Raw genomic sequence first — 16,195 nt, forward strand, 5'->3', positions numbered from 1 at the left:
CTGAAATTATTCTGTGCATTTCGTTCATTCTGTCTAACTGCAGCTCATGCGTGGTGAAAAAATAAAGTGTGGCGTCGCGGGAGTTGGATCGCTCGGACAGCACCACGCGCGAATCTATGCGTCGCTGCCCGGCGCGGAACTCGCCGGCATCTATGAGACGAGCGACGCCCGCGCGGCGGAGATTTGCGCCAAGCACAACTGCCGGCGTTTCGCCACGCTCGAGGAGATGGGAGCGGCGTGCGACGCCGTGTCCGTGGTCGTGCCGACCGACCTGCATGCGAAAGTGGCGTTGCCGCTGCTCGCCCAGGGCGCACATCTGTTGATCGAAAAACCGCTCTGCGCGTCGCTGGCGGAAGCCGAGCAGGTGCTCGCGGCGGCACGCACGAACAACCGCATCGTGCAGGTTGGTCACATCGAACATTTCAATCCAGTGATGAGTTTCCTGGAGAAGGAAATCGACGAACCGCGCTACATCACGGCCGAGCGTCTGGCGCCGTATCAGACCCGCGGCACCGAAGTCGGCGTCGTGCTGGATCTGATGATCCACGACATCGGCATTGTGCTGGCACTCGTGAAATCGCCGATTGCGAAGATCGACAGCGTGGGCGTCACGGTGCTGTCGAAGAGCGAGGACATTGCGAACGCGCGGATCCAGTTTCAGAACGGCTGCGTGGCCAATCTCAGCGCGAGCCGCATGAGCACGAAGAAGGCGCGCGAAATCCGGATCTTCCAGGGCGACGCCTATCTGTCGCTCGATTTCATGAACCAGGCCGGACACCTGGTGAAGAAGAAGGATATCATCGCGTATGGGTTGAAGATGAAGATCGGCCTTGTGAAGGCGGGCGATCTGAGTGCGATTCCCGTGCACGAGATCCCGATTGAAAAGGGCGAGCCGCTCGCACTCGAGCTGGCACATTTCGTCGAGAGTGTGAGCAAGCTGAAGCAGCCCAAGGTCGGTGCCGCGCTTGGCAAGAGCGCGCTCGAGGTGGCCATCACGATCACCGAGCAGATTCGCGCTGCGGCGCAGTGACGGGAGGCCCGATGGCGCAGACGGCGAACACCACCGGGAGCGCGGGCGTCCCGCCTGCATCAAGCAGAGAATCGGACGCAGCTTCGCGGACACCGGTTTTCGCCGCGCCCCACGGTGGCCGCGTCGATGTGCTGATCGTCGCCGGTGAGCACTCCGGTGACGAGCACGCTGCGCGCATGGTGCATGAACTGCGGCAGAAGCAGCCCGGACTCGTCATCGCTGCGCTCGGCGGACCGCAACTCGCGGCTGCGGGCGCGCAGCTGCTGCACGACATGACGTCGTCGTCGGTCGTGGGGCTCGTCGAGGTCCTGAAGAACTATCCGTTTTTCAAAGCGCTGTTCGCGGAAACGCTGCGCTGGATTGAAGCGCATCGCCCGCGCGTGATCTGCTTCGTCGACTACCCGGGCTTGAACTTGCGGCTGGCGGCGGCGCTGCGGGAGCGCGGCTTGTCGGTGAAGGGCGGCGGCGCGATCAAGACGGTGTATTATATTTCGCCGCAGATCTGGGCGTGGAAGGCGAAGCGCCGCTTCACGATGGCGCGCGATCTCGATGCGATGGCGGTGATTTTTCCGTTCGAGCCGGCGTGTTACGCGGATACGTCGCTGCCGGTGGAGTTTGTCGGTCATCCCTTCCTCGCGCCCGACTATGTGTCGCCGGTGCGGTACGATTCCAACGGCCCGATTCTCTTGCTCCCCGGCAGCCGCCGGCAGGCGGTCGCGCGCATTTTTCCGGTATTGCTGGCGGGCTACCGGGCGTTCGGTCAGCGCGAGGCCGTGGTCCTCTATCCCAGCGCGGAGATTCTGACGATCCTGCGGGCGGCCAATCCGCCTTCGACCGTGCGGCTGCTGCAGGTGACTGACGGCCGGCCGGCGCCCCGCGCTGCGACGTCCGGCGCGGGACCGATCGCGGCATCGGCGGTGCTGACGTCGAGCGGCACCATGTCGATGCACTGCGCGCTGGCCGCGATCCCCGGCGTGATCGCGTACCGGGCGAACCCGTTGACCTATCTGCTGGGCCGCATGCTCGTGCAGGTGGAGTACCTCGGCATCGCGAACCTGCTGCTGAACGAGCCGATGTATCCGGAGCGTATCCAGAATGCGGCCACACCGGCGGAGCTCGCGGCGGAGTTGCGGGCGTGTTTGCAGGATCCGGCACGGCGGGAGCGCACGGCGGCGCAGGCCGGGCGACTGCGCGCGTTGTTGAGCGTGCCCGCATCGGGCACCGTCGCGGACTGGCTGGCGCGGCATCTCGCCGCCTGAACGCGGGCGGCCCGGAGCGCCGGCGGTAACGAAGCTGTGAAACGCGGTGGAAGCGCCCCGGACACGCGAAGGATTTCGCCAACGGCGGGGCGGCGCTTACTTTTCCACGAACCGAAGTTCGCGCCGTGCCCACCCTTTCTCCGCCAATTTCCGCGCATCGAGCGCTGCCCTGGGTGCTCGTGGCCGCCGGCTTGATCTTGTCCGCGTTCGTCGGTCGCGCAGTCTGGCAGGAGCGGGAGCCGCGCTCCCCCGTGAGAGCAGCGGCAGGTGAGGGCGCATCGGTGCAGCAGGCCGGATTGTATCCGCCGGCTGATGACGGCCGCGAACGGATGGTCTGGCTGTTTCTGGGCGGGGTGGTGGGATTGAGCCTCGTCGGCACGGGAGTCATCTGGCGGGTGGTGCGGTCGCGTTACGCGGCGGTCCGCGAGGGTGAACATACGGCTGAGAACCTACGTCGCGCGGAGGCTGAGTCGCGCCGCCTCGCATTGGTCGCGAGCCGGACGGCAAGTGCGGTGCTGCTGATGGATGCGGACTGGCGCATCGAGTGGGCCAACGAGAGTTTCGAGCGGTTCTTCGATTATCGCCTCGATGCGATCCGAGGCAGAAGACCGGGCGACATCCTGCTCGGACCCGAAACCAGCGATACGTTGCCGGGATTGATTCTCGGGACGATCGGTCGCGGCGAGGCGTTCAAGGGAGAGGTCATCAACTATACGCGGCACGGCCGGCCGCTGTGGGTGGATCTCGAGATTCAGATTCTCAAGGACGAGCGCGGACAGATCACCGGATTCATGAGCCTCCAGCTCGACATCACGGAGCGAAAGCGCATCGAAGCCGAGATTGCCGCCAAGGAGGCGCAGTTCCGCTTCATCTTTGAGGCGGCGCCCATCGGTTTGTCGTGGCGTCGCGTCGCGGCGGACGAGAGCCAGGTGCGACTGGTCAACGACGCGCATCTCCGGCTCACCGGCCTGACCCGCGAGGAGTCGGCCATGGCCGGCGCCTACTCCACCGTCAGCATGCCGGAGGAGTACATCGAGCAGCAGCGACTCTATGCGCAGCTTGCGGCGGGAGAGACCACGCAGTTTTCCATGGAGAAGCGCTACCGCCATCGCGAAGGTCGCGTGGTCTGGGTGATGCTGACCCAGCAACGAAAAAACCTTCCCGGCGGAGGCTTCGAGGAGCTCTCCACGCTGGTCGACATCACGGAGCGGAAACGCCAGGCGAACGAACTCAGCTCGGCCAAGGAGGCGGCGGAGTCCGCCAATCTCGCGAAGAGCCAGTTTCTCGCGATGATGAGCCACGAAATCCGCACGCCCATGAACGGCGTCATCGGCATGACGTCGCTGCTGCTCGATTCGCCGCTTTCGCGCGAGCAGCGCGACTACGCCGAGACGATTCGATCGAGCGGCGATTCGCTGCTCACAATCATCAACGACATTCTGGATTTTTCGAAAATCGAATCCGGCCGGCTCGAACTGGAGCAGCTTGAGTTCAGCCTGCGGGAGTGCGTCGAGGGCGCGCTCGATCTCCTGGCTGAGCGCTGTGCGGCGAAGCGGATCGATTTGTTGTATGAAATTGCCGACGGCGTGCCCCGCGACATTCGGGGAGATCCGACGCGATTGCGGCAGATTCTGGTTAATCTGCTGGGCAACGCCGTGAAGTTCACCGTCGCCGGAGAGGTTGTGCTGCTGGTGCAGGCGACCACGCGCGGCGACGGCAGAATCGAGCTCGAGCTGGCCGTGCGCGACACGGGGATCGGGATTCCGCCGGACGGCATGGCGCGGCTGTTCCAGTCGTTCTCCCAGGTGGATGCCTCGACGACGCGGCGTTTCGGCGGGACCGGGCTGGGCCTGGCGATCAGCAAACGCCTCGCGGAGCTCATGGGCGGTCGCATGTGGGTCGAGAGCGAAGTGGGGAAGGGATCGACCTTCCACTTTACGGTCGTAGTGGAACCGGTGGGCGGCGTGACCGTGCCACACGTCGCGTCGGGGCCCGTCAACCTGGCGGGCCGGACACTGCTGGTCGTGGACGATAACAGCACGAATCGTCGCATCCTCGCGCAACTGGCCACGAACTGGGGCATGCGTGTGTCGACGACGGATTCCGGTGCGGGGGCGCTGGCGTTGCTCGAACGCGGCGGGACTTTCGACTGTGCGGTGCTCGATTTGCACATGCCGGACATGGATGGAGCCATGCTGGCGGCGGCGCTGCGGCCACGGCACCCCGGGTTGCCGCTGGTGTTGTTGTCCTCGGGCGGTGCCGTGGAGGCGGTGCCGGAGCCGGCGTTGTTCAAAGCCATCCTCATCAAGCCGGCCAAGCCGGGTGTTTTGATGGAAACGTTGTCCCAACTCTTCCGCACCCAGAGCGCCGGGCCGCGGCTGGTGACCGTGCATCCGTTTGTGGAAACGTCGGTGCCGGTGGCACATCGGTCCGAGCGGTTGTTGCTGGCGGAAGACAATGCAGTGAACCAGCGCGTGGCGCTGGCGATGCTGGCCAAGCTCGGATTTCGCGCCGACGTCGCAGCGGACGGCAAGGAAGTCCTCGCGGCGCTTGAGCGTCAGCGCTACGACATCGTGCTCATGGATGTGCAGATGCCCGAGATGGACGGACTCGAGGCGACGCGCCGTCTGCGCGAGCGCTGGCCGCAAGGGGAGCACCGACCGTGGGTCATAGCCCTCACGGCGAACGCGATGCAGGGCGACCGCGAACTGTGCGTGGCGGCTGGCATGGACGACTACATGAGCAAGCCGATCAAAGCCGCAGAACTGACGGCGGCGTTGGAGCGCGCCAGCGTGGCGGTCGGCGCCGCGACGCGCACTATCGTCTAGGCGGGATTTTCCTGCTGGACCGGCCGGCCTTCGAAGCGTTCGGCGAGGGCTTCGACTTGCGGCGCAACCTGACGCCAGAGCGCGCCCGCCTTCTCCGTTGCGATTGCGCGGCACTTGCTGATTTCGGCCTCGCGAGCGACGCGGTTTTCCTCGGCGATCTTGGCGAGATCGTCGAGGTTGTAGAGAAACACGTTCTGCAGGTCGGCGACGCTGGGATCGACGTCGCGCGGGAGCGCCTGATCGATGAAGAAGAGCGGGCGCGCGGGCCGTTTTTGCATGGCGGCCTTGGCGGAGGCGTGCGGCACGACGATGTCCGGCGCGGACGTCGCGCAGACCACGACGTCGAATTCCGCCAGGCGGCTGTCCCGTTGTTCGAACGGCATCGCGCTGGCACCGAGGATCGTGGCGAGTTCCATTGCCCGCTCGAAGCGCCGGCTGGCGACGGTGAGGGCGGCGGCGCCGCGGCTCTGAAACGCCTTGGCCGTCTTCTCGCCAATCTCGCCGGCGCCGAGGAGAAGAATGCGCGTGTGGGTGAGGCTGCCGTAGATGTTGAGTGCGAGATCGACGGCCACATTGGCTACGCTGACCTGGCCCTCCGTAATGGCTGTCTGGGTACGGACGTGTTTGGCGGCCTGAAATCCCTTCTGAAAAACGCGATTGAGCACCGGCCCCGTGGTGCCGCCCGCCTGGGCGGCGGCGTAGGCGTCCTTCACCTGGCCGAAAATTTCCGTCTCGCCCAGCATCTGGGAGTCGAGACCGGCGGATACCTCGACCAGATGCTGAACGGCGTCACAGCCCCGCAGTTCGAGCCGGACCTTGGCAAACTCGGCAATCTCGAAATTCTGCCGCGCGCAAAAAGCGGCGGTCATGCGGGCGGCGGCGTCAGCGCTGGCGGCGACGCCGTAGAACTCGACGCGATTGCAGGTGTTCAGCACCGCAAATTCGCGCAGGCCGTCGATCTTGGAAAACTCCGCCTTCAGGGCTACGGCACCGTCGGCGCTCAACGAAAGTTTTTCGCGCACGGCGAGCGGTGCCCGGTGATGCGTCGCGCCGATGACAAAAAGTCCGTCTGCGCTCATGACGTCCGCACCTCCGTTCCCGCTCCCGGCGTGGCCGGATGCCGGCTCTTGTCCACGGGTCCCAGCGACAGCAGCGCGGCGATGAACAAGGCGAGGCATGACCAGGCAAAGCGTTTCGCGAGCAGTATGCCCCTGAGGCGCAGGCCGAGCGCGGCGGTGTAGGCAAACCAGATGGCCACGGTGACGAAGAGCTTCGTGAGATTCACGGTCGACGTGTCGCGCAACCAGTAAACCGAGCCAACCACGAGGGAGAAGGCCAGGATCGTCACGCCCGCACCCAGTAGACGCAAACCGATGTGATCGAGGTCGAGGATCGAGGGTAGAAACGAGAACCAGCCGCGCAGATCCTTGGATTTCAGCGAGTGATTGCGCAGCAGAAACATCATCGAGGTGAGAGCGAGTAGCCCGAAGACACCGTAGCTGAAAACCGCGAGTGCGGCGTGCAATTCAATCCACGGATCCTTGCCGAAAATGTGGGTGCGCTGAGTGGCGTCCCAGCCCGGGATTGCGAGCGAGACCAGCGTCATCGTCGCGGCGAGGGAGGACGTGAAGTAGCCGAGCAGGCTGTTGCGAAACGTGACCCCGACGGCGAGATACAGGGTGATTGAGGACCACGCCGTGAATTGATAGATTTCAAACTGGTTGCCCAGGGGACAACCGCCCACGGCCCGACCGCGGACGGCCAGACCTGCCAGTTGGAGCGCGTAGCCAACGGCGATCAGGACATATGTGGCGCCGCCAGACGGACGGCCCTGTCGCATCAGGGCGAACGTTCCCAACAGAAAGCCTGCAAGGTAGAAGCTACCCGCAGCCCATAGCCAGGTGCGATCGGTGATTTCGGCGAACATGGAAGGCGCTACGGTAGGAGCCTGGGCCCGCGGAGCAAGTCTGCGACTTTGCCGCGCAATCCACGCGCAGAAAATCGCAGGAACTGCCGTGAGCGCAGCCTATCGTTGCACGGCGCTGCAGCTGCTCGTACCCGTCACGGAGGTAGAGAACGCGCCCGCCGGCAACTCACTCCGGTGGTTTCAGACAGGCCAAGTCCTTGCGAAATTCCTCGGAAGTCGAAGCAAACGGCTGCGGGCCTTTCACGATCCGACGCCGAACGTGGGCGAAGATTGCTCCCGCACCCGCCAACGTGCACAACGCCAAGCCGATCAATCCGGGGTAGCCGGCGCGTTCCCATAGAAAGAGTCCGAGAGCAGCAATACCGACGAGTACGCCGGCCAGACCAAGCGCGCAGCCTGCTCCAATCCAAATCAGCAGGGAGATGGTGCGAAGCTTCTCCTCCTGCAGTTCGACAATGAAGAGCTCGAAGCGCGCTTGGGCCAAGGAGCCCATGGAATGGGCCATCCGGCGAAGGGCGTTGATGATGCCGCCCGATGCTGGCTCGGTGCCGGCCATCGGATTACTTCCGTTTAAGAAGCACCCCGAGCAGCAGACCGACGCCGAAAGCGATTCCAATCGATTGGTAAGGGTGCGTGCGAATCGTGTCGTCGGCTTTCTTCATCGCCTGTTTGGCCGACTCGATGCCCTGCGCTTGCATCTCGGAATACGTGGCGCGGGCGCGTTCAAGTGCAGTGCCGATGCGGGCGCGGGCGTCCCTGGCGGCCTCGCTCATGTCGCCGGCGGTGGCCTTGAGCAGATCTTCGGAATCCCGGACCAACGTCTTGAGATCGGCCATGACGCGCTCGCGGGCTTGCTGACTCTCGGTGTGGGCGGACGTGGGGAAGTGAGTTTCCATGGAAGTCTCCTTTTTTGCGGGTTAACGTGGGTGAGGTGAATCGCCGTACAGGCATCAGGTTGGCACACAGACCCTGACAGCGCGAGCAGGTTCGGCAAAGAAACCGGGACGCTAGCGGGACGTGTCGTGCGGCTCGCCCCGTGTATTGCACCGATAGGGAGGTGTGGCTCCGTCGCGCGCGGCAACAAACTCGCCCATCCGACAAGCTTGGGCCAAGGCCTTCGCCGGAGAGTCGCTACGGACCATGAGATTCGCCAGCAGCGCTCCCAGGAAGGCGTCACCCGCTCCGATCGTGTCTTTCACGGCGACTGGCCTGCCTTGCTCCCAAAACCATTGTCCCTTCCACCAGAGGCCTGCTCCACGCGCTCCAGCAGTGACACACACTCCCTGCAAGTGACGCGACTGCGCCAAGCGTCGGGCGGCGGCTTCGATCGCGGCTACATCCTTGATCGGCTGGCTGGTGAGACGGGCGAGTTCCTCGTGGTTGAGCTTCAGAAGTTGGGCGGAATCGAGCGCCAGGCGGAGTCCGGGACCGCGGTCGAATGGCTGCCGTAGGTTGACATCGAGCACTCTTACCGCGTCGGGCCAGGCGGCGAACAAGCGCTGCAGCGTACGGCGGTTGGAGGGGCCGCGTAGGGCGAGGGATCCGTAAACGATGGCGGCCGGCACCACACGGGCGTTGAGCGATCGAGGGAAGGCAATGGAATCCCAGGAGACGGAACGGGTGATCGTGTACGAGGCTGCACCGTGCGAATCGACTTTGGCGTGCACCGTGCCCGTGGGCAGGGTGCGATGACGCTGGAGGTGGGTCGTCGGGATTTTCCAGGCGGCGATTCGCCGGATAGCCTCATCGCCGAGAAAATCGCGGCCGACCGCGGAGATCGGAATCACGTCCGCGCCGTGCCGCGAAAGGTGATAAGCCACGTTGAGCGGAGCTCCGCCGAGAAAGATTCCGCGGGGCAGGATATCCCACAAGGCTTCCCCGAAACAAACAATGGCGGCAGGTGCGGAAGAGGCGCGGGGCATTGGTAAGGCAACTGACACGGGGCGGGCGGGGGAGGAACGATGGAAAATTGTGAACAGAAAAAAGCCCCGGACGATAATGTCCGGGGCTGGGAAAGAAAACTTAGGCGAAGGCTTACTTGGCGGGAGCAGGAGCGGCCATGACTGCCGGCGGTCGGGTCATCGCGCTCTCGGACGCACGACGTGCCACCATTTCGGTCATGCGCTGGATTTCGAGCTCGGCATTGCGGCGGGCAATGCGGCTGAGTTCGACCTGCTTGGCCATTTCAAACGTCTCGCGGTTCAGGGTGTCCTTCTCCTTGCGCAAGCGATCGAGCTCTGACTGGGATGCGGTGACCTGTTTCTCGGCTGCGGTTGCCTTAGCAGCGTATTCAGCCGTTTGGTCGCGGACTTTCTTGTCGTCAGCCGCCTGACGGGCCGCCTTGTCCTCTTCCTTTTTCTTGTCTTCGGCGTCACGCTCTTCCTGGCGTTTCTTCGCGTCTTCGCGTGCCTTGGTCTCGGCCACCTTTTTCTTCTCGTCCGCCACCGCCTTATCCTTGGCGACTTGAGCAACGTGGGCCCGCTCTTTTGCCTCAGAGGCCTCCTTGTGCGACAAGTAGACTACAATGAAGCCCGCCAGCATGACGCCGGGGAAAATAAGATACATCCACTTTTTCATCGGTTGGGTATGAGATTGAAGGTTACTTCTTGGCTGCGGCCTTAGCCGCGGCTTCCGCTGCTTTAGCGGCATCGGCCGCCGCCTTGTCGGCCGCTGCAATGCGTTCGAGGACGCCGGTGAGGCTCTTCGCGTTCTGTTCGGCTTTCTTGACGTATTCCTTCACGAAGGCGTGTTCGTCGGAGGTGCGCTTGCGGACTTCCTGGATCTCGGCAATCTCGCGCTTTTCGACGTCGATTTCCTTCTGCAGGCGCTTGACCTGCTGCTCGAGTTTCTCGGCGTCACGGCCGGTCTTGTCACGAGCCTGACGGGCCTTCTCGCGTTCTTCCTTTTCACGAGCTTCGCGCTCGTCGCGGGCCTTCTTTTCGACGCGACGCTTCTCTTGGAGATCAAGTGCAGACTTGACCGCGACTTCGCGATCCTTGGCCTCTTTCTCGAGCTTGGCGCGCTTGGCGTCGCTAGCTTGTTTTACTTTGGCCTGTTCGCGATCTTCATAATTCTTGTGGGCGTTCCAATAGAACCCAAAGAAGAAGACGGCCAGAAGGAGTACAGGAGCGATGAAATAGACGTAACTTTTCTTCATGTGGAAAGTTGAGGTGACTGAAATTAGCGCGATGCAGCTTTCTTGGGTTCTTCCTTGGGCTTGTTCTTGGACTCACGCTCGGCGATCGCCTCTCTGACCACGTCGCGTAGGCGAGCAAACTGCTGGTCCTTCTTGGACTCTTCAAACTTCTCTGCGGAGCCGATGGCTGCATTGGCCTCGTCAATGTTTCCCAACTCGTACGCCGTGTAGGCGACGAGATAAGTGACGCCGTAGGGTTTGGTGCCCTCGAGATTACCCTTGGTCATTGCCGCCTTGGCGTGTTCAAACGCCTCCTTGGTCTTTTCCATCTGCAGATAAATCTGGGCAATCTGCACTTCGAGCTCGCCGTTGGTCGGGAATACCTTGGTCGCTTCCTGTAGCACCTTGACGGCTTCGGCATTCATGTTGGCCTCCTGGTAGTAGCGGCCAAGAATGCGCCAATTGTGTGGCAGCGATTCAATCGTGCCGCCCTTCATGCCATTGTAGAGCAGTTCGGTGCCCTTGGTGAACTGGTTCGCCAGAAGATAGAGCGAAACCAAGTTCATGTTGTCCTTCGGCGTATTGAGGAAATTAAGCTTCTGCGCCCGTTCCGCCGTTAGAATTGCACGCACCAAGTACTCGCGAGCCAAGGTGGGATCTTTCTCCTTCACCTTTTCACCCAACTGCAGATAGAGGCCCATCAGCATCTGCCAATGATCTTTCTTGTTGGGCGTCTGCTTGAGGAGAAGTTCCAAAAGTTCGGCGGAACCTGAAAGGTCATTCTGCTGCTGCTGAAGCGCCAGCAGGAGTTGATAGAAACTCTCCTTGGGCTTGATGGCCGTAGTCAGCGCGTTTTCAACAACCTTGCGAGCTTCCTGCAACATCACCTGGTCGACCTTGTTTGGATCAGCGACTGCTTTGTAATAAAGCAGCATCGCATAGGTGGAAACGGCTTCCGGCGTCGGCTTTGGAGTCTTGTCTAGGAAGCGTTTGAAATAGGTCAGTGCCTTGGTGAAATATCCGGGCTGAAGTTTCGGATCCTTCGACGTGGTGGCTTCCTGCGCGTAGAGCTGGCCTAGGAAGAACACGATATCGAGCACGGCCTTCTCCGGGAAGTAGCCGTACTTGTCGGAGAGCTCCACTGCACGTTCCCACGGAGCAATCGCTTTGCCGAGCTGATTGGTCATGCCGTAAATCTTGGCCTTCATGTCCAAGATCAGGGCCTCATCGTAACTGTTCGGCTCAATGGCGATTCCGTCCAGCAGCGTGAGCATCCCGGCCCAATTCTGAGAGTCCTGCAGCGGCTTCAGCTTGCCAAAGGCTTCACTGGTCTTGGTGCTCGGTTGGAAGCTCTTTTTTTCCGGTCCGGGTTGCTGCGCGTAGACGACGCACGAGGCGAAGGTGAGGGCAGCAGCAGTGACAACCGGAGCGAGACGCCAACGGCGGATGGCGGAAAGGTGGGAATGGTCGGACACGATGGATTACTCCTCGTTGAGGGTGAAGACGATCGGCACCTGCATGTGGGTGGGAACGTCACGACCGCCTTTGCGGCCTGGTTTGAATTTCCATTTGCTCACCGCTTGGACGGCGGCGGCTTCGAATTCGCGCTGAGAGGAACGAATGGCGTAGGCATTCTGCACGTCTCCGTTGGTGTCCACAATGAAGTCGACGACCACCTCGCCGGCGATTCCGGCGCGACGCATTTCAAACGGATACTGCGGGCGGGCCTGGAAGCGGGCGACCGGCGTCTGGTCGAGCATGGAGATGTCAAACACCTTCATGCCCTTGAACATGTTTGGATCCCGTACTTCCGGAACGATGTTCATCGAAGCTGAGATCGTCACCCCTTCCGGCGGAGGCGGCTGAATCTTCTGCACAAAGGAGTCCGGAGTTACTAGCTGAGGAACGTCCTGCTGCATTGGCGGAGCGAGGTCGAGGGGTTTAACTTCCTCGTTCACCTCGACGATTTCAGGTTCCGGCTCATCGAGCTTCGGCATGGCGATGAGCTGGATTTTCTCCGCTTCAACTTCCACCTTTTTCACGATCTTCTTCTCCGGGATCAATTTATCCCCGAAGAAAACGCCGAGATGAAGGACGACCGAGATAAATATGCCCAAAATTAGGTCACGACTCATGATGATGAGGGGTTAACGGCCGGTGGGGCTGGAGACGGTTTCAACGGAAACCTGCTGGATGCCAGACTTGCGCACTTCGTCGAGTGCCAGCACCGCGGCACCGAAGCGAGCCTTGGTGTCGCCGCGAATAAGGACGCGGGGATTGGATTCGCTGCGCCGATAGTCCGCCAGACGAGGTGCGATTTCAGCCGTGTTGATCAATTCGGCCGGATTCTGGCCCTGTTTCCAGTAATAGGTGCTTTCGTCGGAAACCTGCAGATAGACGGTCGTATCATTTGGGTTGGTCGGCCCGGGGGGCGAGGCAACCGGAAGCGTCACAGGCACCGAGGAGATGCGTTGCAACGAGAGGGTGAACAAAACGAAGGTGGCGAGAAGGAAGAAGATAACATCGATCAGCGGGATGATCTCGATGCGTGCCTTCTTTTTGCCTTCTTCGGCCTTGGGACTGGAGCCTGCCATGGATGGAGATGGTTTTGAATTTCGAGCGCGCAGTTAGCGGCTGGCCGAGCGAACCTTCGTTTCAATGAAAACTTTCTGGAAACCAGTCTTACGCGCTTCGTCGAAGATGTAGAGCGCGGCGTTAAAAAGAGCACCTTCATCGCCATTGATCAAAATGCGACCGTCCGGTTCGGCAATTTTGAAGGTCTTCAGGCGATCGATAAACTCCGAGAGACTGATGAAGTCCTTGTTCCAAGCGATGGTCCCGGCTTCGGTCACGGAGATGGTCACCGTGCCCGAAGTTTCCCGGGTTTCACCGGAATCCGAAGTGGGCAGATTAATTCCAGCTACGCCGCCTGACTTGTTCAGCGAAAGCGTGAACAAGACGAACGTGGCCAGCAGGAAGAAAATGACATCGATCAGAGGAATGATTTCGATGCGCGCCTTCTTCTTGCCGCCGCTGCTGCCACCAGATGATCCGGCCATGGTTGGTAAGGGGCTGTCTGAATTGCTGAACTCGGAGCGTTGCGCTGACTAGGCTGCTTAGCCTTTGAACGGAGCGGTGGTCTCGCCCTTCTTCAGCAGAATCTCAAGCGCATGGGAGACGTCGGCGATGTCATTCTTCGCCTGCTCGGCGCGAGCGTTGAGGTAATTGTAGGGGAGCAGGCCCAAGATGGCGATGGCGAGACCGCAGGCCGTCGCGATGAGCGCCTCAGCCACACCACCGGTGATGGCACCGGTTGAACCGCTGACGTCGCCGGTGCCGAGGGCGCCGAACGTACGCATCATTCCGGTAACGGTACCGAGCAGACCCAGGAGGGGAGCGGCGGTGATGCACGTGTCGAGCGTCGCCATGCCCTGCTGGAAGCGGGCGAGTTCCTGGCCGGACGCGCGAATGAACGCGTTGGAGAGGGAGTATTCGCGGTTGGTCAGGCTGTAGACCAGAATCTTCGCGATGAAATCCTTGCTCTTGCGACCGATCGCGAGCGCGCCTTCGACGTCGCGACGCTCAACAGCCTCGAGCATCTTCTCGACAACCTCGGGCTCACGGCTGGCGTTTTCACGGAAGATGAAAAGAATTCGCTCAACCACGACCGTGATGGCGACGAAGGAAAGCAGCAGAATAGGCCACATGATTTCCTTGCCCATAATGAAAAGGTCCATCGGGGTGGCGTCACCGAGGAGAAACGCGAGCGGGAGGCTTTGAGTAATCATAGGATGAAGATGTAGGAGACGATTAGAGTTGGGCTAAAACGAAACGTGGCGGAATTGTGGATACCGAAAACGAGCAATGCGCCTGAATGACTTCACGGAACGCCGCTCAAGTTACAATTCGCTGCCGAAACCGTGCTGGCATCTGCCCTTGCAGGAAACATGCCGAACCGGTCGGTGAATTTGTTCGAGGGGACTTGAAAAATCAGCATCGCGCGCTGAGGAAAATTCTGGGGCTAGTCAGGGAGAAAGCGAAATAGGGGTCATCGAAAGTTGGGTGTCAACCTACTTTGTCATACGTGGCAGCGAAAATCTTTTTCGGTGCGATCTAGATTGGAAAAGACGATAACACCGGCAGCTGCGTTCAAAAATTCAATCGATTTGGATCGTGATATTTTTCGCGCTGGTTCGCTCGTGGGGGATTCGGGGTTTCATGCACAGACTGACGCGGAGATTTTGGAAATCTTAGATGCGTTGTGCGAATTGCTGAAAAAAACTGGCTGCCCGACTAGGAGTCGAACCTAGACAAAACGAGTCAGAGTCGTTTGTGCTACCATTACACCATCGGGCAAAAAAATTGGAGACGTGGCAGGCATCGCTGAATCGACTTCCCGCTGAATGTCGCAGGAAAAACTTTCATTCCGACTGCTCGCGCCGCTTACCGTGATGAGAGCCTCTCGCTCTGATCCGAGCGTTGCCCCGTAAAGGTTGGAGCCGGCGATGGGATTCGAACCCGCAACCGCCTGTTTACAAAACAGGTGCTCTACCATTGAGCTACGCCGGCGAGTCTGAGGTCACGCCTGCCAAATCAAGACTGGGAAAAAACGACTGAAACAGCGTCTGCCCGCCGGCGAAAAACAAAGATTGGTGGCTCCCCGGGGACTCGAACCCCGAACCAATTGATTAAGAGTCAACTGCTCTACCATTGAGCTAGGAAGCCAAAAACCAAGAGGCGGAAAAACTCATGAACGCCCTCGTGTTGTCAACTGTGATCTCAGATCGTTTCCAACGATGAACCGCCTCGTGCGAGTTTCCATCGCGGCCAAACCTATTTTCCGAGAAGAAAACGTCCTTGGATCCGACAGTCAGCAGCCTGACTCAGCTGAATTCGCACCACTCGCTTCACTGTGGAGTCGTCTTCTTGTCTGTCCGGGATTGGATGCCGGATCCGTTTGAAATCCGACTCCATTCCGCAGCATCTGCCGTGATCTTGAGTCGCTTCTCCTCCGCGCGGCAGACAAACGTGTTCTGATCCGTTCGCCACACGTTGATTTCGAAAAACACGTTCGAGGTTGATCCGTCCACGGGATCGCCCGACGGGCCGCGCTTGAAGGCCAGAAACTGCGCACGTTGCCCCGTGCCGGTGCTCCCGTTCGGGGCGTCGCCGCCAGGGGAGGACTGGAGGTCGCGCACAGTGGCGAGTCCCGGAATTTCCGGCTCCACTCCGCCATTGATCCGAAAGCGGCTGTCTCCAATGAGCGCCAGACACACGTCGTCGAGCGTTCCGCAAAACGCCGCCGCCTCATCTGCCTTGCGGTTCGCCAGCTGCAGCTTGGACAACTCGCTCCGGATGTAATCGCGGGTCTGGTCCGGACCCATGCGCTTGAGTTTCGCTTTCAGTCGCAAGGCGGAATCCGTATCCGAAGTCGCAATGCGGTGAAGGGTGACGCCGTCATCGATTTTCTCAATCGCGAGCTCACGCACGGCGCGTGATTCTGCGGTCAAGGCGATCGATTTCACCAAGCTCGGATCACTCAGGCGTTTCATCGCGGCGACCGCCAGCGGGCCGTCCTTGCGGGCGATGCGTGCGAGTGTCTCCTGATCGGTCATGGCCTGGACAGCAGCCCGGCGAACACCTTCATGCGGATCGGACTCGGCCAGCGTTTGGAGCATATCGTGGTCATCCAACGAAGCGACAGCCGCTTCCCTTACGGCCGGATCAGGGCTTTTCCACTTGGCACGGAAACGATCGAAGAAACTCATGGGAGAGAGGGAGCGTGGGACTCAACGGTGATGAAGCGGCTTACGGTACGGACCGCTGCAGCACGGGCGGACAATAGGTATTTCCCTTCACTCGTCCACTGCGTAATGCGGATACCGGCGAACCGGCGAATCGGGAAATGCTCCGTGCCAATTCGGGAATGTTGGACACATTGACCCAAGCCGGTTGGTGATCGGCCCGCCGCAGGGATCACAAGCGGCAGTCGGGTGGCTTGGTTCCACGTGGCAT

16 protein-coding genes and 3 tRNA genes are annotated in these 16,195 nt (G+C 61.0%); 3 read left to right on the forward strand and 16 right to left on the reverse strand.

The window, feature by feature from the left end; genetic code table 11:
- Positions 1-46 precede the first annotated feature (46 nt).
- From ACLJEU_RS09395 to ACLJEU_RS09405, 3 genes are all read left to right on the forward strand, one after another.
- Positions 47-1,030, forward strand: coding sequence for a Gfo/Idh/MocA family oxidoreductase (locus ACLJEU_RS09395; protein ID WP_414662354.1), 984 nt, complete (start codon positions 47-49; stop codon positions 1,028-1,030).
- 11 nt (positions 1,031-1,041) lie between these two features.
- Complete coding sequence (lpxB, locus tag ACLJEU_RS09400; protein ID WP_457795366.1) at positions 1,042-2,289, forward strand: lipid-A-disaccharide synthase; 1,248 nt, start codon at positions 1,042-1,044, stop codon at positions 2,287-2,289.
- A gap of 125 nt (positions 2,290-2,414) precedes the next feature.
- On the forward strand, positions 2,415-5,117 hold the full coding sequence (locus ACLJEU_RS09405; RefSeq protein ID WP_414662356.1) for a response regulator: 2,703 nt from the start codon (positions 2,415-2,417) through the stop codon (positions 5,115-5,117).
- Here the strand turns inward: ACLJEU_RS09405 and hemA are convergent.
- The 16 genes from hemA to ACLJEU_RS09485 all read right to left on the reverse strand — a co-directional run bounded on the left by hemA (position 5,114) and on the right by ACLJEU_RS09485 (position 15,948).
- Entirely contained in the window at positions 5,114-6,196 is a 1,083-nt protein-coding gene (gene hemA, locus ACLJEU_RS09410; protein WP_414662357.1) for a glutamyl-tRNA reductase, read from the reverse strand. The two genes, ACLJEU_RS09405 and hemA, sit on opposite strands and share 4 nt — an antisense overlap.
- The gene (locus tag ACLJEU_RS09415) at positions 6,193-7,044 is read right to left on the reverse strand and encodes a cytochrome C assembly family protein (RefSeq protein ID WP_414662358.1); all 852 of its coding nucleotides are present in this window, start codon (positions 7,042-7,044) and stop codon (positions 6,193-6,195) included. Before ACLJEU_RS09415 ends, hemA begins: the two co-directional genes overlap by 4 nt.
- A 166-nt stretch (positions 7,045-7,210) precedes the next feature.
- A complete protein-coding gene (locus tag ACLJEU_RS09420) occupies positions 7,211-7,600 on the reverse strand; it encodes a phage holin family protein (protein WP_414662359.1) in 390 nt (129 codons plus the stop codon).
- Between the two features lie 4 nt (positions 7,601-7,604).
- On the reverse strand, positions 7,605-7,940 hold the full coding sequence (locus tag ACLJEU_RS09425) for a DUF883 family protein (protein ID WP_414662360.1): 336 nt from the start codon (positions 7,938-7,940) through the stop codon (positions 7,605-7,607).
- A 111-nt stretch (positions 7,941-8,051) separates the two neighbouring features.
- Positions 8,052-8,966, reverse strand: coding sequence for a PfkB family carbohydrate kinase (locus ACLJEU_RS09430; protein ID WP_414662361.1), 915 nt, complete (start codon positions 8,964-8,966; stop codon positions 8,052-8,054).
- Positions 8,967-9,078: 112 nt separating this feature from the next.
- Positions 9,079-9,621 carry a hypothetical protein gene (locus tag ACLJEU_RS09435; protein ID WP_414662362.1) on the reverse strand — a complete coding sequence of 181 codons (543 nt, stop codon included), beginning with the start codon at positions 9,619-9,621 and terminating at the stop codon, positions 9,079-9,081.
- Between the two features lie 22 nt (positions 9,622-9,643).
- A complete protein-coding gene (locus tag ACLJEU_RS09440; RefSeq protein ID WP_414662363.1) occupies positions 9,644-10,201 on the reverse strand; it encodes a hypothetical protein in 558 nt (185 codons plus the stop codon).
- Between the two features lie 23 nt (positions 10,202-10,224).
- On the reverse strand, positions 10,225-11,655 hold the full coding sequence (locus ACLJEU_RS09445) for a tetratricopeptide repeat protein (RefSeq protein WP_414662364.1): 1,431 nt from the start codon (positions 11,653-11,655) through the stop codon (positions 10,225-10,227).
- A gap of 6 nt (positions 11,656-11,661) precedes the next feature.
- Complete coding sequence (locus ACLJEU_RS09450; protein WP_414662365.1) at positions 11,662-12,315, reverse strand: energy transducer TonB; 654 nt, start codon at positions 12,313-12,315, stop codon at positions 11,662-11,664.
- Positions 12,316-12,327: 12 nt separating this feature from the next.
- Positions 12,328-12,774, reverse strand: a complete 447-nt coding sequence (locus ACLJEU_RS09455; RefSeq protein ID WP_414662366.1) for an ExbD/TolR family protein — start codon at positions 12,772-12,774, stop codon at positions 12,328-12,330.
- Positions 12,775-12,807: 33 nt separating this feature from the next.
- On the reverse strand, positions 12,808-13,239 hold the full coding sequence (locus ACLJEU_RS09460) for an ExbD/TolR family protein (RefSeq protein ID WP_414662367.1): 432 nt from the start codon (positions 13,237-13,239) through the stop codon (positions 12,808-12,810).
- A gap of 57 nt (positions 13,240-13,296) precedes the next feature.
- A complete protein-coding gene (locus tag ACLJEU_RS09465; RefSeq protein WP_414662368.1) occupies positions 13,297-13,902 on the reverse strand; it encodes a MotA/TolQ/ExbB proton channel family protein in 606 nt (201 codons plus the stop codon).
- A 560-nt stretch (positions 13,903-14,462) separates the two neighbouring features.
- A tRNA-Gln gene (locus ACLJEU_RS09470) sits at positions 14,463-14,536 on the reverse strand.
- 138 nt (positions 14,537-14,674) lie between these two features.
- Positions 14,675-14,749, reverse strand: a tRNA-Thr gene (locus tag ACLJEU_RS09475).
- Between the two features lie 81 nt (positions 14,750-14,830).
- Positions 14,831-14,905, reverse strand: a tRNA-Lys gene (locus tag ACLJEU_RS09480).
- A gap of 182 nt (positions 14,906-15,087) precedes the next feature.
- On the reverse strand, positions 15,088-15,948 hold the full coding sequence (locus ACLJEU_RS09485) for a HEAT repeat domain-containing protein (protein ID WP_414662369.1): 861 nt from the start codon (positions 15,946-15,948) through the stop codon (positions 15,088-15,090).
- Positions 15,949-16,195 lie beyond the last annotated feature (247 nt).

This window comes from Terrisphaera buseokensis (genome assembly GCF_047521145.2).
Taxonomy (GTDB): domain Bacteria; phylum Verrucomicrobiota; class Verrucomicrobiia; order Opitutales; family Opitutaceae; genus ER46.

What these genes read in the sequence shown, in the direction of transcription:
- ACLJEU_RS09395 (WP_414662354.1), top strand. Translation starts at nt 47, where the DNA reads ATGCGTGGTGAAAAAATAAAGTGTGGCGTCGCGGGAGTTGGATCGCTC.
- lpxB (WP_457795366.1), top strand. Translation starts at nt 1,042, where the DNA reads ATGGCGCAGACGGCGAACACCACCGGGAGCGCGGGCGTCCCGCCTGCA.
- hemA (WP_414662357.1), bottom strand. Translation starts at nt 6,196, where the DNA reads ATGAGCGCAGACGGACTTTTTGTCATCGGCGCGACGCATCACCGGGCA.
- ACLJEU_RS09415 (WP_414662358.1), bottom strand. Translation starts at nt 7,044, where the DNA reads ATGTTCGCCGAAATCACCGATCGCACCTGGCTATGGGCTGCGGGTAGC.
- ACLJEU_RS09420 (WP_414662359.1), bottom strand. Translation starts at nt 7,600, where the DNA reads ATGGCCGGCACCGAGCCAGCATCGGGCGGCATCATCAACGCCCTTCGC.
- ACLJEU_RS09425 (WP_414662360.1), bottom strand. Translation starts at nt 7,940, where the DNA reads ATGGAAACTCACTTCCCCACGTCCGCCCACACCGAGAGTCAGCAAGCC.
- ACLJEU_RS09430 (WP_414662361.1), bottom strand. Translation starts at nt 8,966, where the DNA reads ATGCCCCGCGCCTCTTCCGCACCTGCCGCCATTGTTTGTTTCGGGGAA.
- ACLJEU_RS09435 (WP_414662362.1), bottom strand. Translation starts at nt 9,621, where the DNA reads ATGAAAAAGTGGATGTATCTTATTTTCCCCGGCGTCATGCTGGCGGGC.
- ACLJEU_RS09440 (WP_414662363.1), bottom strand. Translation starts at nt 10,201, where the DNA reads ATGAAGAAAAGTTACGTCTATTTCATCGCTCCTGTACTCCTTCTGGCC.
- ACLJEU_RS09450 (WP_414662365.1), bottom strand. Translation starts at nt 12,315, where the DNA reads ATGAGTCGTGACCTAATTTTGGGCATATTTATCTCGGTCGTCCTTCAT.
- ACLJEU_RS09455 (WP_414662366.1), bottom strand. Translation starts at nt 12,774, where the DNA reads ATGGCAGGCTCCAGTCCCAAGGCCGAAGAAGGCAAAAAGAAGGCACGC.
- ACLJEU_RS09460 (WP_414662367.1), bottom strand. Translation starts at nt 13,239, where the DNA reads ATGGCCGGATCATCTGGTGGCAGCAGCGGCGGCAAGAAGAAGGCGCGC.
- ACLJEU_RS09465 (WP_414662368.1), bottom strand. Translation starts at nt 13,902, where the DNA reads ATGGGCAAGGAAATCATGTGGCCTATTCTGCTGCTTTCCTTCGTCGCC.
- ACLJEU_RS09485 (WP_414662369.1), bottom strand. Translation starts at nt 15,948, where the DNA reads ATGAGTTTCTTCGATCGTTTCCGTGCCAAGTGGAAAAGCCCTGATCCG.